Annotated in this window: 20 protein-coding genes and 1 other RNA gene; 18 read left to right on the top strand and 3 right to left on the bottom strand. The window is 36.5% G+C overall.

The features are described 5' to 3' along the window. Window positions 1-83: 83 nt before the first annotated feature. Window positions 84-788, top strand: coding sequence for a DUF4887 domain-containing protein (locus G8Y84_RS06170; RefSeq protein ID WP_037572441.1), 705 nt, complete (start codon window positions 84-86; stop codon window positions 786-788). Between the two features lie 78 nt (window positions 789-866). Here G8Y84_RS06170 and G8Y84_RS06165 read toward each other — a convergent pair whose 3' ends face one another. Then, entirely contained in the window at window positions 867-1,127 is a 261-nt protein-coding gene (locus G8Y84_RS06165) for a hypothetical protein (RefSeq protein ID WP_037572438.1), read from the bottom strand. A gap of 291 nt (window positions 1,128-1,418) precedes the next feature. Between G8Y84_RS06165 and G8Y84_RS06160 the strand changes: the two genes are divergently transcribed. The 12 genes from G8Y84_RS06160 to ssrA all read left to right on the top strand — a co-directional run bounded on the left by G8Y84_RS06160 (window position 1,419) and on the right by ssrA (window position 13,881). Then, window positions 1,419-2,435, top strand: a complete 1,017-nt coding sequence (locus G8Y84_RS06160; RefSeq protein WP_037572435.1) for a sugar-binding transcriptional regulator — start codon at window positions 1,419-1,421, stop codon at window positions 2,433-2,435. Window positions 2,436-2,566: 131 nt separating this feature from the next. Beyond that, window positions 2,567-3,574 (top strand): type I glyceraldehyde-3-phosphate dehydrogenase, encoded by a 1,008-nt coding sequence (gene gap / locus G8Y84_RS06155; protein WP_037572432.1) that lies wholly within the window; start codon window positions 2,567-2,569, stop codon window positions 3,572-3,574. 172 nt (window positions 3,575-3,746) lie between these two features. Next, window positions 3,747-4,937 carry a phosphoglycerate kinase gene (locus tag G8Y84_RS11365; RefSeq protein ID WP_037572429.1) on the top strand — a complete coding sequence of 397 codons (1,191 nt, stop codon included), beginning with the start codon at window positions 3,747-3,749 and terminating at the stop codon, window positions 4,935-4,937. A gap of 72 nt (window positions 4,938-5,009) precedes the next feature. Further along, complete coding sequence (tpiA, locus tag G8Y84_RS11360) at window positions 5,010-5,771, top strand: triose-phosphate isomerase (protein WP_037572427.1); 762 nt, start codon at window positions 5,010-5,012, stop codon at window positions 5,769-5,771. Between the two features lies 1 nt (window position 5,772). Next, window positions 5,773-7,293: a 2,3-bisphosphoglycerate-independent phosphoglycerate mutase gene (gpmI, locus tag G8Y84_RS06140; RefSeq protein ID WP_037572425.1), complete on the top strand. Its 1,521-nt coding sequence runs from the start codon at window positions 5,773-5,775 to the stop codon at window positions 7,291-7,293. A 158-nt stretch (window positions 7,294-7,451) separates the two neighbouring features. Beyond that, entirely contained in the window at window positions 7,452-8,756 is a 1,305-nt protein-coding gene (gene eno, locus G8Y84_RS06135) for a surface-displayed alpha-enolase (RefSeq protein ID WP_037572424.1), read from the top strand. A 152-nt stretch (window positions 8,757-8,908) separates the two neighbouring features. Next, window positions 8,909-9,379 (top strand): hypothetical protein, encoded by a 471-nt coding sequence (locus G8Y84_RS06130; protein ID WP_229717270.1) that lies wholly within the window; start codon window positions 8,909-8,911, stop codon window positions 9,377-9,379. 69 nt (window positions 9,380-9,448) lie between these two features. After that, on the top strand, window positions 9,449-9,682 hold the full coding sequence (secG, locus tag G8Y84_RS06125; RefSeq protein ID WP_037566707.1) for a preprotein translocase subunit SecG: 234 nt from the start codon (window positions 9,449-9,451) through the stop codon (window positions 9,680-9,682). A 153-nt stretch (window positions 9,683-9,835) separates the two neighbouring features. Then, a complete protein-coding gene (locus tag G8Y84_RS06120) occupies window positions 9,836-10,576 on the top strand; it encodes an alpha/beta hydrolase (protein ID WP_037572421.1) in 741 nt (246 codons plus the stop codon). A gap of 38 nt (window positions 10,577-10,614) precedes the next feature. Further along, complete coding sequence (gene rnr, locus G8Y84_RS06115; protein ID WP_103158934.1) at window positions 10,615-12,969, top strand: ribonuclease R; 2,355 nt, start codon at window positions 10,615-10,617, stop codon at window positions 12,967-12,969. 16 nt (window positions 12,970-12,985) lie between these two features. Then, window positions 12,986-13,450, top strand: coding sequence for an SsrA-binding protein SmpB (gene smpB / locus G8Y84_RS06110; RefSeq protein WP_037572408.1), 465 nt, complete (start codon window positions 12,986-12,988; stop codon window positions 13,448-13,450). A 72-nt stretch (window positions 13,451-13,522) separates the two neighbouring features. Then, window positions 13,523-13,881, top strand: a transfer-messenger RNA (tmRNA) gene (gene ssrA, locus G8Y84_RS06105). 361 nt (window positions 13,882-14,242) lie between these two features. On the opposite strand, the gene G8Y84_RS06100 is transcribed toward ssrA, so the two are convergent. Beyond that, on the bottom strand, window positions 14,243-14,428 hold the full coding sequence (locus G8Y84_RS06100; protein WP_037572404.1) for a hypothetical protein: 186 nt from the start codon (window positions 14,426-14,428) through the stop codon (window positions 14,243-14,245). Window positions 14,429-14,690: 262 nt separating this feature from the next. On the opposite strand from G8Y84_RS06100, the gene G8Y84_RS06095 reads away from it, so the two are divergent. From G8Y84_RS06095 to G8Y84_RS06075, 5 genes are all read left to right on the top strand, one after another. Beyond that, on the top strand, window positions 14,691-15,881 hold the full coding sequence (locus G8Y84_RS06095; RefSeq protein ID WP_103158935.1) for a cation:proton antiporter: 1,191 nt from the start codon (window positions 14,691-14,693) through the stop codon (window positions 15,879-15,881). Window positions 15,882-15,994: 113 nt separating this feature from the next. Continuing rightward, complete coding sequence (locus tag G8Y84_RS06090; protein ID WP_103158936.1) at window positions 15,995-16,177, top strand: CsbD family protein; 183 nt, start codon at window positions 15,995-15,997, stop codon at window positions 16,175-16,177. 241 nt (window positions 16,178-16,418) lie between these two features. Continuing rightward, complete coding sequence (locus G8Y84_RS06085; RefSeq protein WP_037572399.1) at window positions 16,419-17,075, top strand: Crp/Fnr family transcriptional regulator; 657 nt, start codon at window positions 16,419-16,421, stop codon at window positions 17,073-17,075. A 76-nt stretch (window positions 17,076-17,151) separates the two neighbouring features. Next, on the top strand, window positions 17,152-19,062 hold the full coding sequence (locus tag G8Y84_RS06080) for a heavy metal translocating P-type ATPase (RefSeq protein ID WP_165806190.1): 1,911 nt from the start codon (window positions 17,152-17,154) through the stop codon (window positions 19,060-19,062). Between the two features lie 22 nt (window positions 19,063-19,084). Then, a complete protein-coding gene (locus G8Y84_RS06075; RefSeq protein WP_105996703.1) occupies window positions 19,085-19,300 on the top strand; it encodes a heavy-metal-associated domain-containing protein in 216 nt (71 codons plus the stop codon). Window positions 19,301-19,425: 125 nt separating this feature from the next. Here the strand turns inward: G8Y84_RS06075 and G8Y84_RS06070 are convergent, their stop codons facing one another. Then, complete coding sequence (locus tag G8Y84_RS06070) at window positions 19,426-20,898, bottom strand: MFS transporter (protein ID WP_037572395.1); 1,473 nt, start codon at window positions 20,896-20,898, stop codon at window positions 19,426-19,428. Window positions 20,899-20,988 lie beyond the last annotated feature (90 nt).

Here is a 20,988-nt window from a genome sequence, read left to right as displayed (position 1 = left end):
AAGTCATATTTTGTGTTAACTCGATTTATGCCACTCATCCAGATATTAACATAAGGTGAAGTTATATAAAGTGAGGTAAGAATATGGGATTTAACGATCGTCAAACATCCTCGTCAAAAGACCATCGAACAAAAAAATTTCTGACAGGATGTTTAAGTCTGTTCGTCATTTTATTATTATTGGGCGGCTTAGTTTTTGCGATATTTTCCTTTGTAGATCAATCACAATGGGGAAAAGAACATCTACAAGAAAAATCTATTGAGGAACAACAAAAGAAAAAAGAAGCAGAGAAAGAGAAAGAAAGAGAAAAGCAAGCGAAAGAAAAACGTGAGCGTGAGGCAAGTTTAGAAGAAGCACGTGCACAACAACAAGCGGCGCAAGCTTCGATTGAACAAGAGCGTCAAGCGTCACTGGAACAGGAAAGACAAGCGTCTATTGAAGCAGCACGTCAAGCACAAATGAAGCAACAATCAACGGAAGAGCCTACAAAAGAGACTAATAATAGTACTAAGGAAGAACAGACAACAGAAGAAAAACCACGTTCCTCTGAAGAAACGTCTACAGAGGAAAAGACTTCAGAACCTTCTACCACAGCAGAGCCGTCTACAGAAGAACCTACAACAGAAGAGCCCAAAACACAACAGCCTAAACCATCACCACAACCCTCTACCGAAACGCGTAGTCAAACTGAGTCCAATACTAACAGTACACAACAATCAACAACAAGAACGACTTCCAATGAGCAAGCACAAACGCGTTCTACAACAACAACACAATCTAATCAATAATCATAAAAAAGCACCCCTAAAGTTGAATTTTTGCTCAACTTTAGGGGTGTCTATATTTAAAACGTAGGGTAAGTCAGATTACCAGAAAAACATATTTAACATAAAAGTTAAGAGAATAGAAAGAATCAGTGAAATTAAACAGCCAGGAAAACAACCTATAGGTGTGCAACCATATGAGCGGTAGTAAAAATGGCGGCCGCCACGTTGGCTATCATGATAGCGATTATCAAACATATCTTGATTCGAATCCCGACCGTGATTTCGATTAAAGTCATCGGGGCGTCTATAGCGCGGATCATCTGGATCGATAACTTCAGGCTGGTTATTTGAATCTTTCATTTCAGTGCCTCCTTGCTAAAACTATTATACATACTCCCTACATACCCTTCATGTTTAAAAACACACAAATTTGTGAAAATAAAATTATAAGTTAAAGTTGACAATATAAGCGGGTCGACAAATGACCAACTAATTTGGAAGTGGGATTGTTTTTGACTTGCTTTTTTAAAGAAGACGTAGTAAGATGAAAAATGTAAACAGGTAATATTTTTTTGTGACGAATGGGACTGAATTTGTCAACGCTTGGCTCAAATTTGACCATCCTGTTTCGCTAATAAGGAGGCGTGCTTCTTGAAAAACATCATTCAAGTGCAGCAAAAGATTGTTCCTGATTTGGTAGACAAGATGTATCGGCGTTTTTCAATTTTAAGTACCATACAAAAGTTTCAACCTGTAGGACGTCGGACACTTAGCGAAAAGTTAAGTCTTACTGAGAGGGTGTTACGTTCTGAAACTCATCTTCTTAAAGAGCAAGATTTAATTTTAATTAAACCGACAGGAATGACGTTGACCAATGTAGGTGTCGACGTGTTGAGTGAGTTAAACGTCTATTTTAACAACTACACGGATTATCACAGCTTAGCGAAACAAATTAAAGATTTGTATCAGATTAAAGAAGTACATGTGGTACCTGGCAATAGTGATAATGATCTTAGTGTTAAAGTAGAAATTGGGCGAATCGCAGGGCAACTGTTGGAAAAACAGTTATTCAATGAGGCGATTGTTGCTGTAACAGGTGGTTCGACAATGGCTTCTGTGAGTGACGCCATGTCACCTCTCCCCTTCGATGTGTTGTTTGTTCCAGCTCGAGGAGGTCTTGGCGAAAATGTTGTTTTCCAAGCAAACACGATTTGTTCGACAATGGCTCATCGAACCGGCGGAAATTATACGACACTTTATGTGCCCGATAACGTGAGCGAACTCACATATCAAAACTTACTGAAAGAACCTGCAGTTATACAAACTTTAGAAAAAATTAAAGATTCACAAATTACAATACATGGCATTGGTGATGCGCTGAAAATGGCAAAAAGACGTCAATCTTCTCAAGCATTGATTGAAAAACTTCAACATCATAATGCCGTAGGTGAAGCATTTGGCTATTATTTCGATGAAAATGGTCAAATTATTCACAAAGTTAATACGATTGGACTTCAACTTGAAGAGGTCCGATTGAAAGAACACAATTTTGCTGTTGCTGGAGGTTGTTCAAAAGGTAATGCAATAAAAGCATACTTGAACATTGCTCCTAAAAACACAGTGTTAATCACTGATGAAGAAGCAGCAAAAATGATTGTGGCAAAATAGCATTCATTAAAAAAAGTAAAAAGTGGTTTTAAACAAGCTGAAAGTAGTCACTGATAGACTGTTTTATAGGTAAAGAGAACCAGTTTGGGGCGTATATCACTTTTTAAATATCATTAAAGGAGGCCATTAACATGGCAGTAAAAGTAGCAATTAACGGATTTGGTAGAATTGGTCGTTTAGCATTCAGAAGAATTCAAGACGTAGAAAATATTGAGGTTGTAGCTGTAAACGATTTAACAGACGACGATATGCTTGCACATTTATTGAAATATGACACAATGCAAGGTCGTTTTACTGAAGAAGTAGATGTAATTGATGGTGGTTTCCGCGTAAATGGTAAAGAAGTGAAATCATTCTCTGAACCAGAACCATCAAAATTACCATGGAAAGATCTTGACGTAGATGTTGTTTTAGAATGTACAGGTTTCTTTACATCAAAAGAAAAAGCAGAAGCTCACATTGAAGCAGGTGCTAAAAAAGTATTAATTTCTGCACCAGGAACTGGCGATCTTAAAACAATCGTATATAATGTCAACCATGAAGAATTAGACGGTTCTGAAACAGTTGTATCAGGTGCTTCTTGTACAACAAACTCATTAGCACCAGTAGCAAAAACTTTAAATGATGAATTTGGTATCGTTGAAGGTTTAATGACTACAATTCACGCATACACTGGTGACCAAAATACACAAGACTCACCACACAGAAAAGGTGACAAACGTCGTGCACGTGCAGCTGCAGAAAACATTATTCCTAACTCAACAGGTGCTGCGAAAGCAATCGGTTTAGTTATCCCTGAAATTGATGGAAAATTAGACGGTGGCGCACAACGTGTACCAGTAGCAACAGGTTCATTAACTGAATTAACAGTTGTTTTAGATAAAGAAGTATCAGTAGAAGACGTTAACAATGCAATGAAAAATGCAACAAACGAATCATTCGGTTACACTGAAGACGAAATTGTATCTTCAGATGTTGTAGGCATGACTTTCGGAGCATTATTTGATGCAACTCAAACACGTGTAATGACTGTTGGCGACCGTCAATTAGTTAAAGTAGCATCTTGGTATGATAACGAAATGTCATACACTGCTCAATTAGTACGTACTTTAGAATATTTAGCAAGCCACGCTAAATAAGAGCATAGCATATATACTCAAAGTTAAAGGCATATCCTTTGTCTTAACGAATCTTGGTTAAGCAAGTATTCAATGTACGTGCTTCTACCCAGAATTTAGCTTATAGTAAGCGGAGGAGCACAATCGCTTCTCCGCTTATTTTAAAATAACAGTGTTTTTGAGGAGGATTATTATGGCAAAAAAAGATGTAACTGATGTTTCGTTAAAAGGGAAAGTCGTTTTAGTACGTGCAGACTTTAACGTTCCTATGAAAGACGGCGAAATCACAAATGACAACCGAATTGTACAAGCCTTACCAACATTGGAACATATCATCGAGCAAGGTGGTAAAATTGTTGTCTTCTCTCACTTAGGAAAAGTGAAAGAAGAAAGTGATAAAGAAAAGTTAACACTTGCACCGGTAGCAAAACGCTTATCCGAAAAGTTAAACAAAGAGGTTACGTTTATTCCTGAAACACGTGGCGAAAAATTAGAATCTGCCATTAAAGAATTGAATGATGGCGACGTATTAATGTTTGAAAATACACGTTTTGAAGATTTAGATGGTAAAAAAGAATCTAAAAACGATAGTGAGCTCGGTAAATATTGGGCTTCATTAGGTGATATTTTTGTGAATGATGCATTTGGAACAGCACATCGTGAACATGCTTCCAATGTAGGGATTTCTACACATTTAGAAGCAGTTGCAGGTTTCTTAATGGAAAAAGAAATCAAGTTTATCGGTGGTGTAGTTGAAAACCCTGATAAACCTGTAGTAGCTATCTTAGGTGGCGCTAAAGTTTCTGACAAAATTGGCGTCATTGAAAATCTATTAAAAATCGCTGACAAAGTACTCATTGGTGGCGGTATGGCGTATACGTTCTTAAAAGCGCAAGGCAAAGAAATCGGATTATCACTTTTAGAAGCTGATAAAATTGATTTTGCCAAAGATTTACTTGAGCGTGCAGGAGATCAAATCGTTTTACCAGTAGATGGTAAAGTGGCAAAAGAATTTTCTAACGATGCCGACATTACGACAGTTTCAATTGATGAAATTCCTGAAGATCAAGAAGCCATGGATATTGGACCTGAGACAGTTCAATTATTTAAAAAGCAACTTGAAGGGGCGCATACTGTCGTTTGGAATGGCCCAATGGGTGTTTTTGAATTCAGTAACTTTGCGCAAGGTACAATTGGCGTTTGTGAAGCTATTGCCGAATTGAAAGACGCGACGACAATTATCGGTGGTGGAGATTCAGCCGCTGCAGCAATGCAACTCGGATTTGAAGATGACTTCACCCACATCTCAACAGGTGGCGGTGCATCATTAGAGTACCTTGAAGGTAAAGAATTACCAGGTATTAAAGCAATTGCAAATAAGTAAGAACAATGTTTAAAAATTTTGCGAGTACGGCGCATTAAAAGCGCGTACGTTGCACAAATAGGAGTGTTTTAATTGAGAAAACCAATCATTGCAGGTAACTGGAAAATGAACAAAACGGTAGCAGAAGCGAAAGATTTCGTTAATGCATTACCGGCATTACCGGGTACAAATGAAGTTGAAGCTGTGATTTGTGCACCAACGATTCAATTAGATGCATTAATTTCATTAACTAAAGAAGGTGTCGCACCTGGACTGAAAATTGGTGCGCAAAATACATTTTATGAAGAAAGTGGTGCTTTCACAGGAGAAACATCACCTGTAGCACTTCAAGATTTAGGCGTGAGCTACGTGGTCATCGGACACTCTGAACGTCGCGATATTTTCCATGAAACAGATGAAGACATTAACAAAAAAGCACACGCTGTTTTTAATCATGACATGACACCTATCATTTGTGTGGGCGAAAGTGATGAAGAACGTGAAAACGGTAAAGCAAACGAAGTTGTAGAAGGACAAGTTGAAAAAGCACTTAAAGGTTTATCAGACGAGCAAGTCAAACAAGTGGTTATTGCTTATGAACCTATTTGGGCTATCGGAACAGGTAAATCTTCTACAGCTAAAGATGCGAATGAAATGTGTTCAGCCGTACGTCAAAAAATTGCAAAATTAACAAGTGATGAAGTAGCAGAAGCCGTGCGTATCCAATACGGTGGCAGTGTGAAACCGAATAATATTAAAGAATATATGGCTGAAACAGATATTGATGGTGCTTTAGTTGGCGGTGCTTCACTTAAAGTAGACGATTATGTTCAATTGTTAGAAGGTGCTAAATAATATGGCAAAACAACCAACAGCTCTTATTATCTTAGATGGCTTTGCAAATAGAGATGAAGTCCATGGTAACGCTGTTAAACAAGCGCACAAACCTAATTTTGATCGTTATTACGAAAAGTATCCAACGACTCAAATTGAAGCAAGTGGTTTGGATGTTGGACTTCCAGAAGGACAAATGGGAAATTCTGAAGTCGGCCATATGAATATTGGTGCAGGTCGTATTGTGTATCAAAGTTTGACACGTATCAATAAAGCGATTGAAGATGGCGATTTCTTTGATAATGACGTGTTAAATCGTGCAATTGACCACGCGCTTCAACATCAATCAGGTCTCCATGTTTTTGGTTTATTGTCTGATGGAGGTGTACACAGCCATTACAAACACTTATTTGCGATTTTAAAATTAGCAAAAGAAAAAGGTTTGGATAAAGTCTATGTACACGCCTTTTTAGACGGTCGTGATGTAGATCAAAAATCAGCGCTTAAATATATTGAAGAAACTGAACAACAATTTAAAGAAATTGGCGTAGGTCAATTTGCTTCAGTCGCAGGACGTTATTATGCAATGGATAGAGACAAACGTTGGGAACGTGAACATAAAGCTTATGATGCGATTCGTGGCTTTGATTCTGCACCGACTTATGCCTCTGCGCGTGAAGGTGTCGAAGCAAACTATGATGACGATTTAACAGATGAGTTTATCGTACCTTTCGTTGTTGAAAATCAAAACGAAGGAGTAAACGATGGCGACGCAGTCATCTTTTATAACTTCCGTCCTGACCGCGCAGCACAACTTTCAGAAATATTTACAAATAAAGCGTTTGATGGTTTTGAAGTTGAACGCGTGAACGATTTATTCTATGCGACATTTACAAAATACAATGACAATGTCGATGCTGAAGTTGTATTCGAAAAAGTAGATTTGAAAAACACTATTGGAGAAGTCGCTCAAGATCATGGTTTAAATCAATTGCGTATCGCTGAAACTGAAAAATATCCACATGTGACGTACTTTATGAATGGTGGACAAAACGAAGAGTTTAAAGGCGAACGCCGTCGATTGATTAATTCACCAAAAGTTGCGACCTATGATTTGAAACCAGAAATGAGCGCCTATGAAGTGAAAGATGCCTTACTTGAAGAGTTAGCTAAAGGGGATCTTGATTTAATCATTCTTAACTTTGCTAACCCTGATATGGTAGGTCATAGTGGTAAGTTAGAACCAACTATTAAAGCTATTGAAGCGGTGGATGAATGTTTAGGTGAAGTCGTTGATAAAATCTTAGAAATGGACGGCCATGCAATTATTACTGCCGACCATGGGAACTCAGATGAAGTGTTAACAGATGATGATCAACCGATGACAACACATACAACGAATCCTGTGCCCGTTATTGTAACAAAAGAGGGCGTTGAATTAAGAGAAACAGGTCGTTTAGGCGACCTTGCTCCAACGTTACTGGACTTATTAAATATTCAACAACCTGAAGAAATGACAGGCGAAAGTTTAATAAAACATTAAAATAGTTGAGTCCATATCAAAACAAGTTATAATGAAGATGAACTCATGGAGACAGCGACGAAAGGAGTGAGTGACGCACACGTAAACTACGTGTCGCATCCCTCATCCTCTTCAGCTGTTAGTTTTAAATACAATCATGAAAAAGGAGATTTTATATTATGCCAATTATTACGGATGTTTACGCTCGCGAAGTACTTGATTCACGTGGGAACCCAACAGTAGAGGTTGAAGTTTTAACAGAAAGTGGTGCGTTTGGACGTGCGCTTGTACCATCAGGTGCTTCAACGGGAGAACACGAAGCAGTAGAATTACGTGATGGCGACAAAGATCGTTACCTTGGTAAAGGTGTCGAAAAAGCTGTTGAAAATGTAAATGAAATTATCGCTCCTGAAATTATCGAAGGCGAGTTTTCAGCTTTAGAACAAGTTTCAATCGATAAAATGATGATTCAATTAGACGGTACAGCAAACAAAGGTAAATTAGGTGCAAACGCTATTTTAGGTGTATCTATTGCCGTTGCACGTGCTGCTGCAGACTTTTTAGGTCAACCTTTATACAAATATTTAGGTGGATTTAACTCAACAGTATTACCAACACCAATGATGAACATCGTAAACGGTGGTTCTCATTCTGATGCGCCGATTGCATTCCAAGAATTCATGATTTTACCAGTAGGTGCAGAAAGTTTCAAAGAAGCATTACGTTGGGGTGCTGAAGTCTTCCATGCATTGGCGAAAATCTTAAAATCTCGTGGTTTAGTAACTGCAGTAGGTGATGAAGGTGGTTTCGCACCGAAATTTGAAGGTACTGAAGATGGTGTAGAAACAATCATTGAAGCTATTAAAACAGCTGGTTATGAACCAGGTAAAGATATCTTTATCGGTTTTGACTGTGCGTCTTCTGAATTCTACGAAAATGGTGTTTATGATTACACTAAATTCGAAGGTGAAAAAGGTGCAAAACGTACTGCTGAAGAACAAGTGGACTACTTAGAAGAGTTAGTGAACAAATACCCAATTTTAACTATCGAAGACGGTATGGATGAAAATGACTGGGATGGTTGGAAACTATTAACTGAACGTATCGGTGATCGTGTTCAACTTGTGGGTGACGACTTATTCGTTACAAACACTGAAATCCTTTCTAAAGGTATCCAAAACCATATCGGTAACTCTATTTTAATTAAAGTGAACCAAATTGGTACATTAACTGAAACTTTTGAAGCTATTGAAATGGCACAAAAAGCAGGCTACACTGCAGTAGTTTCACACCGTTCAGGTGAAACTGAAGATACAACAATTGCTGATATTGCTGTGGCTACAAACGCAGGTCAAATTAAAACAGGTTCATTATCACGTACAGATCGTATTGCAAAATACAATCAATTATTACGTATTGAAGATGAATTATACGAAACAGCTAAATATGAAGGTTTAGATGCTTTCTATAACTTAAACAAATAAGTTGAAGCTAATTTCAACACGGGGTTGGGGATATACATTATCCTCCCCCTGTTTTTTATTGCCGATATTTAAAGAGGTGTAGACGCATATTTCAAACTCTGCTTTGAACTGATATAATGAATTCAAGTGAAAATAAAAAGGAGCACAAATATATGATGAAACAAAATTCGACCAATGAGGTGCGTGCCCAACATACTGGAAGGTTGATTGGTTATATTTCATTTTTGTTTGCCGTTTGTTTAGTGATTCATCAAGTGATTATTGTGGATGGACACGTCATCAGTTACATGCTAGAACATTCAGGGAACCAAACTACTAAAAATGCGATAAACGCGATTAACAACAGTTTAAGGTATACAGGCATTTTATATATATTAGCTTATTCTGCCGGGGTGGTGGCTATTAAATATCAACATCCATATTTATGGTGGTTTATGGTCGCTGTGTTTATCTCACAATTATTTAATGCGCTACTCAATCCTCCAATTTTATATGCAGCGATTTTAAATGTGAAAGGGTTCTTTGCTTTAATTCCATTTATAGTGGTTAGCATCGGATCACTTATTTTGGCAATTTTTATGATTACAGTGAGCATTAAACGTAAGTCCACCTTTAATCGCTAGGGATGTATTGTGAAAAGGGGTTAATTATGGTAGAATAACCTTCGTATATGATGAATGGAGGACAATCTGATGCACACATTTTTTGTTGTATTACTGATTATTGACTGTATCGCACTCATCACAGTTGTTTTATTACAAGAAGGTAAAAGTAATGGCTTATCAGGTGCCATCAGTGGTGGAGCCGAACAGTTATTTGGTAAACAAAAGCAACGTGGTGTAGATTTATTTTTGCATAGATTGACAATTGTACTTTCAATTATTTTCTTTGTATTAATGTTAGGTATCAGTTATTTTAATTTATAAGTCTTGCGGTTTACGTTAAAAATAGCATGAACCTTTTCGACCGATAAGAAAAAACAAAGTCCGACAGTTGATAAGTCGGACTTTTTTATTTGTCGGGCATTCTATTAAACTATAAAATAAAACTATATGTGACTTGAAAGGACGGAATAACGAATGAAAATTCAATTACCAAAGCCTTTTCTTTTTGAAGAAGGTAAGCGTGCAGTGTTATTATTACACGGGTTTACGGGAAATAGCTCTGATGTAAGACAACTTGGCCGTTTTCTACAAAAAAAGGGATACACTTCTTATGCGCCGCATTATGAAGGGCATGCAGCACCACCTGAAGAGATTTTAAAATCGAGTCCACATGTTTGGTACAAAGATGCATTAGATGGATATGACTATCTAGTCGACAAAGGTTACGATGAAATTGCCGTTGCTGGCTTGTCACTTGGAGGCGTCTTTGCTTTAAAATTAAGCTTAAATCGTGATGTGAAGGGTATTGTAACCATGTGTTCTCCGATGTACATTAAAACAGAAGGTTCTATGTATGAAGGTGTTTTAGAATACGCACGCAATTTTAAAAAATATGAAGGTAAGGATGAAACGACAATAGAACGTGAAATGCAAGCTTTCCATCCAACAAGTACATTGCGTGAATTACAAGAAACGATTCAAAGTGTACGAGACCATGTGGAAGATGTGATAGAACCTTTATTAGTCATTCAAGCTGAACAAGATGAAATGATTAATCCAGATTCAGCTAATGTTATTTATAATGAAGCTGCTTCAGATGAAAAGCATTTATCATGGTACAAAAATTCAGGCCACGTGATTACAATTGATAAAGAAAAAGAGGACGTTTTTGAAGAAGTCTATCAATTTTTAGAATCATTAGATTGGTCAGAGTAAATAACAGAAACGATTTTTAATAGAAAGGAGGACTTCATATGAACTTAAAATCACAAATTAAAGCGATTGTCGAACGTACCAGTTATGAACCTATGTCGGTGTCGGATTTTCAAGATGCGCTAGGACTCAGTAGTGCCGAAAGTTTTCGTGATCTCATTAAAGTCCTAAACGAGCTTGAACAAGAAGGGAAAGTCAAGCGTACTAAACAAGATAGATATCAAAAACAAGGTCCTAAACCCGGACTAGTAAGAGGGACGTTAAGTCAAAATAAAAAAGGATTTGCCTTTTTGCGACCAGATGAAGAAGGCATAGAAGACATTTTTATTCCACCGACAAAAATTAATCGTGCCATGGATGGCGATACTGTAATAGTTGAAGTGAAAAAATCGCGTGGTGATCACCGCAAAGGGAAAGTTGAAGGCGAAGTAAAATCGATTGAAACCCATTCAGTGAAACAAGTCGTTGGTACCTACACAGAAGCGCGACATTTCGGTTTTGTCGTTCCAGATGATAAGCGTATTATGCAAGATATCTTCATCCCTAAAGGTCAAGATTTAGGGGCAGTTGATGGTCATAAAGTACTCGTGCAAATCACGCAATATTCTGATGGATCAAACAATCCAGAAGGACATATTTCAGCGATATTAGGACATAAAAATGACCCTGGCGTAGATATTTTATCTATCATTTATCAACATGGAATTGAAATTGAATTTCCGGATGATGTTTTAAAAGAAGCTGAAGCCGTACCAGAAACTATTTTGCCGTCTGAAATTGAAGGACGTCGTGATTTACGCCAAGATTTAACTATAACAATAGACGGCGCGGATGCTAAAGATTTAGACGATGCGATTGCCATTAAAAAGCTTCCAAATGGGAATATGGAACTAACAGTGAGTATTGCGGATGTGAGTTATTATGTTAAAGAAGGCTCTGCCTTAGATCGTGAAGCTTATGACCGTGCCACAAGTGTTTATTTGGTGGACCGCGTTATCCCGATGATTCCCCACCGATTAAGTAATGGCATTTGTTCATTAAATCCAAAAGTAGACCGTTTAACGATGAGCTGTCGCATGGAAATCAACAGTCGCGGAGAAGTAGTCCAACATGATATTTTCGATAGTGTCATTCATTCAGATGCGCGTATGACCTATACTGAAGTGAATGAAATTATTACAGAACAAAATGCTGTGACACGTGAAAAATATAAAGAGATTACACCTATGTTAGATTTAGCACAACAACTTTCCCAACAACTGATTCAGATGCGCCGTCGTCGAGGAGAAATTGATTTTGATATTAAAGAAGCGAAAGTCTTAGTCAATGAAGAAGGCATTCCCCAAGAAGTGGTTGCACGTGAGCGTGGCGAAGGGGAAAGATTAATAGAATCTTTCATGTTAGCAGCCAACGAAACCATCGCCGAACACTTTAGTAAAATGGAAGTTCCATTTATTTACCGTGTCCATGAACAACCAAAGTCTGAACGTTTAAGACAATTTTTCGACTTTATCACAAACTTTGGGATTATGATTAAAGGGACAGGGGAAGATATTCATCCAAGCACACTTCAAAATATTACACAAGAAGTGGAAGGGCGACCTGAAGACCGTGTCATTTCGACAATGATGTTACGTTCGATGCAACAAGCCCATTATGATGCAGATAATTTAGGGCATTTTGGACTAGCAGCAGATTATTATACGCATTTTACTTCTCCGATTCGCCGTTATCCTGACCTTATTGTTCATCGTTTAGTACGAAAATATTTAATTGAGAAATCAATGAATGGGAAAGCGCAACACGAATGGCAAGAAAAACTCCCTCAAATGGCAGAACATACGTCAAACCGTGAACGGCGAGCGATTGATGCCGAACGGGATACGGATGATTTGAAAAAGGCTGAATATATGATTCAACACCTCGGTGACGAATTTGAAGGTGTCATTAGTTCTGTAGCCAATTTTGGAATGTTTGTCGAGTTGCCGAATACGATTGAAGGTATGGTCACGATTCAAAACATGTCAGATGATTATTATCATTTTGATGAACGTCAGATGGCGTTGATTGGAGAACGAAAAGCATCTGTTTATCGTATTGGAGACGTTATTAAGGTAAAAGTCATACATGTAGATGTAGACGAACGACAAATTGATTTTCAAATTGTTGGCATGCCTTTAGATGTCAATCCTAAACGTGAGAAAAAGTCACGGGGCACAACGATTCAAGCTAAAACAAAAGGCAATACATTCGAAAAAGACAAATCTAATAAGAAAAAGCGCAAACAACGTAAAGGTAAACATGCAAGAAAGCGTGAAAAATCAGGAAATACGAAACATAAACCTTTCTACAAAGACAAACGTGTTAAAAAGAAAGGTAAAAAGAAGAAAAAGTAAACTGAGGTGAGACCCAATGCCAAAAAAATCAGGAAAAGGCACTTTAGCAGAGAATCGTAAGGCAAGACATGATTATAACATCGAAGATACGATTGAAGCGGGCATTGCGTTGCAAGGCACAGAGATTAAATCGATTCGCCGAGGCAGTGCAAACTTAAAAGACAGTTATGCACAAGTGAAAGGCGGAGAAATCTATCTTCACAACATGCATATTGCACCTTACGAAGAAGGCAACCGATTTAATCACGATCCTAGACGTGTGCGTAAATTATTACTGCATAAACGTGAGATTAATAAACTAGGAGACCAAACGCGTGAAGTGGGTTATTCGATTGTACCATTAAAATTGTATCTCAAGCATGGGATGTGCAAAGTACTATTAGGTGTTGCACGTGGTAAGAAAAAATACGATAAACGTCAAGCGTTGAAAGAAAAAGCGGTAAAACGTGATATCGACCGCGCGATGAAACAAAATTATTAAATGATTGCTAAGAATGTTAAGATTCGTTATAATTAAATGTGCTTTCTGAAAATGAAAGTACATTTTATACAAGGGGACGTTTATGGATTCGACAGGGGTCCCCAGAGCTTATGAAGCGTGTCGGAGGGTTGTCTCCGCAAAAACACATCAGTTTATAATAACTGGCAAAACTAACAATAACTTAGCAGTAGCTGCCTAATCGCGCTCTGCATCACCTAATCGCATCGCCTATGTGCGATTAAAGTGATTCAACTTTAGTAGGATACGCTCGTCACTGCCGTTTGAAGTCTGACGAGAAGAGATGAATCAAACTCGCATAATGTCGGTTGTCTGTTTCTAAACATTATGCTAAATTTCTAAACAGACTACACACGTAGAAACATTTGTATCAGGACCTTTGGACGCGGGTTCAAATCCCGCCGTCTCCACTATGTAGCCTATAATCTTCGTGGTTATGGGCTTTTTATTTTAAAGTGCACAAAAAGTGCACAGTAAACAAAAAAACGCCTTATTATTAGGGCGCAATATTATCATATATTGTTATTGATTTACTAATATCATTAATTTGTAAGACTACCTTGTGAACATTGTAGTCTATGGTATAAATATCTTCTTTGGAATTGTTCTTTAAATATGCAAGTTGGCTATTTGATGCTTTATCAACAATAATTATATCTTCTTCTAAGACATCATAAGTTATATCATAGTTCGCTTCATTAATAATCTCTCAATTAAAACAACCTCATAATTAATCACCTTATAAGTATTTAACTCTCTCTTTTTGTGTGCTTCTTATAAGTGGTTAGAACGTTCAGTTGAAGACTTATGGCCAATAATCATTTCTTGAAACTCAACTTTACTCATATTTTGTAAGTCTTCCTGAGTTATTTTTTGTTTGATATGAGGCAAACTATTGATTCTATTGATAATCTCAGTGAGTGTCCATCCTGTTTCGTCTATGAGATCTTTGTTGTTCATAAAAGTCCTCCTAGGAGATAAAGTTAAAGTGTCTTTTATACCTTTATACTATTAGAAGTAAAGGGATTTTTTCTGGAATAGATATTAAAAATGATATGACACTTTTGTTTAAATTATTAATTTACTATATCATATCAATCAGAATTTTAGGGGTTCTAAAATCGTCTAATGAGATTGAATTTGTTATGATAGAAGAATAGCATATATTTCTTTTATAATTTTGATGAGTACAGTTATCTTATAATAGGGAAGAAGGTAGAAGATGTCACATCAGATTTTAGCTGAAAATTTACATTCCATATGGTGGATTATTTTTGCCGCTATGCTTTCTCCGGTTTTGGCACTTATGACACGTAAGTATATTCCAGATGCCATTTGGTTATTACTATTTGGTGTGCTTATAGGGCCTCACGTTTTGAAATTAGCCCAAATGACAGAGTCTATAGAGTTTTTACGTGAAATCGGTATGGGGTTTTTATTTTTACTTGCCGGTCTTGAAATTAGTACGGAGGATATGAAAGCACATCAAGGTAAAAAAGCAATGGTCACATGGTTAATAAGTTTTATTTTAGCAGTAGGAGTAGGTTATCTCATTTCAAAAGGGAACATAGCATTTGCGATTGTTTTGGCTGTGGCAACCACATCTACAGCTTTAGGGACACTACTTCCAATTTTAAAAGATAGTAATATGATAAATAAACCGATAGGAAAGTCAATTTTGATTCATGGAGCTTATGGCGAGCTATTACCAATTATCATGATGTCATTATTACTATCAACAGTTTCACCATGGCGTTCTGCGCTCATTCTTATCACTTTTACAATATTGGCTTTTTTAATAGTGGTAGCCCCAATAAGATTTATTCGAAAAGTTCCACTACTTGGAAAGGCAATTCTTTCTGCTTCTCATACAACGATGCAAACGACTTTAAGAATAGCTATTTTTGTTTTAGTTTCTTTAATGTTACTGACAGCCATTTTAGAGTTAGATATTGCATTGGGGGCTTTTGTCGCTGGTATTTTTATGAACGTGATATTAAAGACATTTTCTCCAAAGTACCAATATGAAATTGAAAAGAAAGTGGAAGTGGTAGGATTTAGCTTTTTAATTCCAATATTCTTTATTACAAGTGGCATGAACATTGATATTCTTCGAGTTCTTAATCAATGGCACTTATTGATTTTAGCAATCGTATTTATTTTCGTTATGCGTGGAATGGTGGTGTTTATTAGAGAAAAAATGTCTGTAACACAATCAGGTTTAAACTCTAACAAAGACAAAATGACATTGGCGCTATATTCAGCTTCTGGATTACCCGTCATTGTTGCTGTAACAGAAATGGCTAAAAACAATCATATTATTGATGTCACAACAGCTTCTGTTTTAGTTGCAAGTGGTGCTTTGACGATTTTAATATTTCCTCTGTGTGCGAAAGTTATATCCAAGTCATAAACTATTATGCCTAAGTTCTTAAAACGATTGGTCTAAATGCGTTTTTGTTATGTTTGTGTTTATATGATAAGGGTATAGGTTATTATATAGATTCAATAACAGGAGGTTTTATCATGGATAATGTGAGTAAACAAGAACAAGCTAAAGGAAATTTAAAAGAAACAGCTGGTAATGTTTTAGGAAATAAAGATCTTGAAAAGGAAGGTAAACAAGATAAAGCTTCTGGAAAAGTGAAAGAAGCCACAGATAACGCCAAAGAAAAGATGAATGAAGTCGTAGATAAATTCAAAAAATAAATTGATTTAAATATGTTCAATGCGAACAATTGAATATAAGTTTAACTGTAAAAAGCGACTCGTAATGGGTCGCTTTTTTTGTATCATAATGAGGAGACGTCTCCTAGTGTATTGCGCATGTTGAAGTCTTAGATCATCTCACTTAGGGGTCAATATAAGATAAAGAAAAAGTAGAAGCGTTTTCTCACTTATAAAGTAATGTGTTATTTTATAAGTGTTACAAGTAAGGAGGAGGGGTTGTATGAGTTGTCATCACAGTTATGAATTATGTGTGAGTCAAGTGCCTATTTTTGCACATCTTTCAAATGAAACACAACAACTAGTGTTTAAGAAAATCAACCATCGCTATTTTAGTAAAAATGAAATGTTATATATGGAAGGGGATAAGCTTGATTCTCTCTATGTGGTTCACAAGGGGCGTGTTCGAATTTATCGACTGAATGATGAGGGAGAAGAACAATTAATACGCGTATTAGCCCATGGTGACTACACTGGAGAGCTTTCAATTTTTAACGCTTCTACAGATAGCGCGTCGTATGCGCAAATACTTGAAGATGCAGAGATTTGTATGATATCGAAGGAAAGTATTTACGAATTGATGTCGACTTATCCCAATATTGCCATTTCTTTTATTGAAACCTTTGCTTCACGCCTCTCAGAAACCGAAGATCAAACGACCCATATTGCATTACTTAATAGTAGAGAAAAATTGTTAACGTATATTGATACCTATAGAGAGGGAAACAAACTTCATTTAAATATCTCCAAAAAACACATCGCGTCATATTTGAGTATGAAACCTGAGACATTAGCCCGGACATTCAAAAAGCTAGAAGAAGAAGGATTAATTAAAAAAATAAATCACAAAACATACGAAATACTTCAAAAGTTGACTTAGGTCAATTTTTTTCCTCAATCAATCTCTTATCATAATAGATGAAAAGACACACACTATTATGAAAGGAGATTTTTTTATGAAACGGTTTATCTATCAACACGTGAACTTTATTACAGGGATGACATTTCTATTTTTAGTTACTGGATTCATATTTAAATGGTTATCAATGACTAATTTAAGTCAAATTTTTCTTATCATCTCGACATTGATAGCCATGGTACCAATTACCTTGAAAGCATATCAGTCTGTGAGGGCGAAAATTTTTTCTATCGAGCTATTAGTAACAATTGCTGTGATAGGGGCATTATGGATTCAAGAATATACGGAATCTTCTATTGTGACATTTTTATTTTTGTTTGGAAGTTATCTAGAAGCCAGAACTTTAAAAATAACAAGAAAGTCTATTAGTGATTTAGTCGACGCAGCACCTAAAGAAGCAATACGAATAAAAGAGAATGGTGAAACAGAAAAGATCGATGTCGATGATGTAGAAGTCGGTAATCGTATTGTTGTGCGTTCAGGAAGTACGATTCCTGTAGATGGACGTATAGTAAAAGGGAATGCCAATATTATTGAATCTTCAATCACTGGAGAATCAGTTCCAGTTTCTAAGTCAGTCGATGAAAAAGTGTATAGCAGTACCAACGTTGATACGGGATATTTAGAAATTATTGCAGAAAAAGTGGCTGAGGACACCACATTTTCCAAAATTATTGAATTGGTGGAAGAAGCTCAGGATAAAAAATCACCTGCAGAAAAGTTTCTAGATCGTTTTTCTAAATGGTACACGCCAAGTATCGCGCTCATCTCGTTTTTAGTTTGGCTGATTTCTCGTGATCTCCACTTAGCGATAACCTTTTTAGTGATTGCATGTCCAGGGGCCTTAGTCATTGGGGCACCTGTAGCAAATGTAGCCGGTATTGGAAATGGCGCAAAAAATGGCGTCATAATTAAAGGAGGAGATGTAATAGATACCTTTTCCAAAGTCAATACTTTAGTCTTTGATAAAACAGGAACACTTACTAAAGGGCACCCAGAAGTGACAACGTTTGAATTTGATACGGCTGAATTTGATGAGAATGAAATATTGAGCAAAGTTGCACAATTAGAAAAAATGTCAGAACATCATTTGGGGCGTGCAATTGTTGACTATGCCGAATCGAAAACGGTACTACCCAATAAAGAAGTGCGCTTAATGGAGACAGTAAAAGGACAAGGGCTCATTGGTAAGGTCCAAAACAATGAAGTCATCATTGGAAATCGAAAGATAATGAATAAGCAAAATATTTTCATGTCAGATACAATTCTTGACCGTATAAGTTTACAAGAGTCAACGGGGAACACGGTCGTATTGATTGCTATCGATCAAAAATTTATAGGCTATATCGCGATTGCTGATAAGGTGAGATCTGATGCATTACACTCTTTAAATCAAATGCGTCAAAGTGGTGTGAAAGAAATAATAATGCTGACAGGAGATAACGTGCGAACAGCAGAAGCCGTAAGCACACAGCTAAAATTGGATGGTTATAAAGCAGAACTTTTACCTGAAGACAAAGTGAACATGATTCAATTATTACGGTCCCAAGGAAAAATTGTAGCGATGGCAGGTGATGGTATCAATGATGCGCCAGCAATTGCAACAGCACATATCGGTTTAGCAATGGGCAAAGGTGGAACGGATATTTCCATGGAGACAGCTGATCTTGTGCTCATGAATGATGCATTATCTCAATATGCACATGCCTTTGATTTATCTAAAAAAACGATGTCCATTTTAAAACAAAATATCGCCATTGCACTAATGACAGTCGTTCTGTTACTTATCGGTATATTACTTGGAGGCGTGAACTTAGCGATTGGTATGTTTGCGCATGAAGTGAGCGTCCTAATTGTAATTCTCAATGCGATGCGATTAATTCGCTTTCGCCCACATCATCCACAATATAAAGAAACTTATAGAAACACAGCCCAAGCCGTTGTTTAAATTTATAGAGGAGGCACTTATTATGAAACAAATTACATTACAACTAGAAACTTTAACTTGTCCATCTTGCATTGCATCTATTGAAGGTTTGTTAAATAGAACGAAAGGCGTCTACGATTCAAAAGTATTATTCAATACGAGTAAAGCTAAAATGTCGATAGATGAAGAAATACTAACTTCTGAAGCTGTTAAAAATAAAATTGAAAATTTAGGATACAAAGTGCTTAAAATTAAGTGAGTATAAGATCTAAGCAATTTCGTTAAAAATACAAAACAAGAGCCGTTACAGTTCAAAAAATGAAATACTGTAACGGCTTTTTAAATTTCGAAGTTTGGTTAAAACATTTATATAGAAAAAACGTGCTACTTGCGTTTGGCGACAATACGACGACTTTTACCAAAGAAAAATTGAGAGAGTGAAGAGATGAGTAAAATAGTACTTAAAATAATCATGACGAAAAAGAGCTGATTTGTCGCATCCATGAACACATCATGAATATGCTTTAAAATAATCGCCTTGTTCTCGATGTTATTGTATTGGACGTCGTTTATACCTTTTTGAATTTTATGTTTCATATAGACGGCAATAATGGGTACGAGAATGGCAGCAAAATAATTACGTATTGAATGCATCGTCAACGATCGGTGGGAAGCGCGAGATAAATCACCGTCCAACAACGTCGACATGGCACCACTAACGAGTACCATACTTGCTCCAAATCCAATAATCATCCCTTGAAAATACAATAAGTTGATGATGAGTTCACTTTGCATAATATACCAGTGAATGCTGACATAAAGTAATGCAATAGAGCCGATTGTGCCTAATACACCAGGTCCCCAAGCGCTATAGAATATCATTTTTAACACACCTGTGATTATGACACCTATGAAAAAGTAAATATAAAAGAGTATGATTTGGCTTGGTGATAAATGAATTACTTGTAATAAATAAAAGTTAATGGCTGCAATCCCAATGAGTAAGGTTAAATGAGAAACGATAGCCATGACAGATCCTAATAAAGGCTTAGGTGAAAGTAATGTCGAAAAGTGGACGATTGGGTTATTACTGCGCTCATTTGTAATTAAAAATAGAGCAAATAATATGAATGTTAAAAAGTACCATGGCCACACTTGCAGAGAATCAACTGGGTATTGTGTCATAAGACATAATGGTAAAAGCAAGAAAATAGAAGAAAGGGCTAAAAAGAAAACAACGGAATGGTCTTCTTTTATAGTACTATGGTTGGGTTCTTCTCTTTCGAAATACAACCATCCTGCGAGTAAACAAATCACTGCAGAAATCATATTGACAGGATATACCCATTGCCATTGGTCATAAAATAAAGTAATACTCCCAGTCAAGCCGCCTAATGCATTCGCACCAAAAAGACCTACAATGATCATGAATAAAAAAACGTTTTTAAATCGCTTCGGAAATACATGAAACGTTTTAGGAAGCATTGTAAAAAATAAAACCCCTGTACTAAAACCTTGAATCACTTTTGAAATAGATAACGAAACAATCCCAAATGATAAAAATCCTATGATAGAACCGATTAAAAATATGAAAGAAAAGAGCATGAAGTTTTTTCGGAAGCCAAATTTATGAACGAGTAAATGACCGAGTGGAACACCAAATGCAAAAGCAAAGTTACCCATAATTGCTGGGATAATCAATAAATCAGAATGGATTCCTAAAGCATAATGATATAACCCCTGATTTAAACTGTAAGCTAAATTTAAATAGAATTGAGAGCCAATTCCAATAATCGTAAGAAAGGACATAATCGCAATTTCGAACATGCGAGCCCTTTTAGACCAAAATATTTTCATAACATGCACCCTTAATGATTAATTTACAAAGAGACATTATACCATGTTTTTAAACAAAAAGGCATAGTAAAGATGCTATATTAAAATAAT

Source organism: Staphylococcus sp. 11511212, assembly GCF_011394755.1.
Classification (GTDB): Bacteria; Bacillota; Bacilli; order Staphylococcales; family Staphylococcaceae; genus Staphylococcus; species Staphylococcus chromogenes.
Note: the sequence above shows the minus strand (reverse complement) of the source record. Positions and strands in the feature narration are given on the sequence as shown.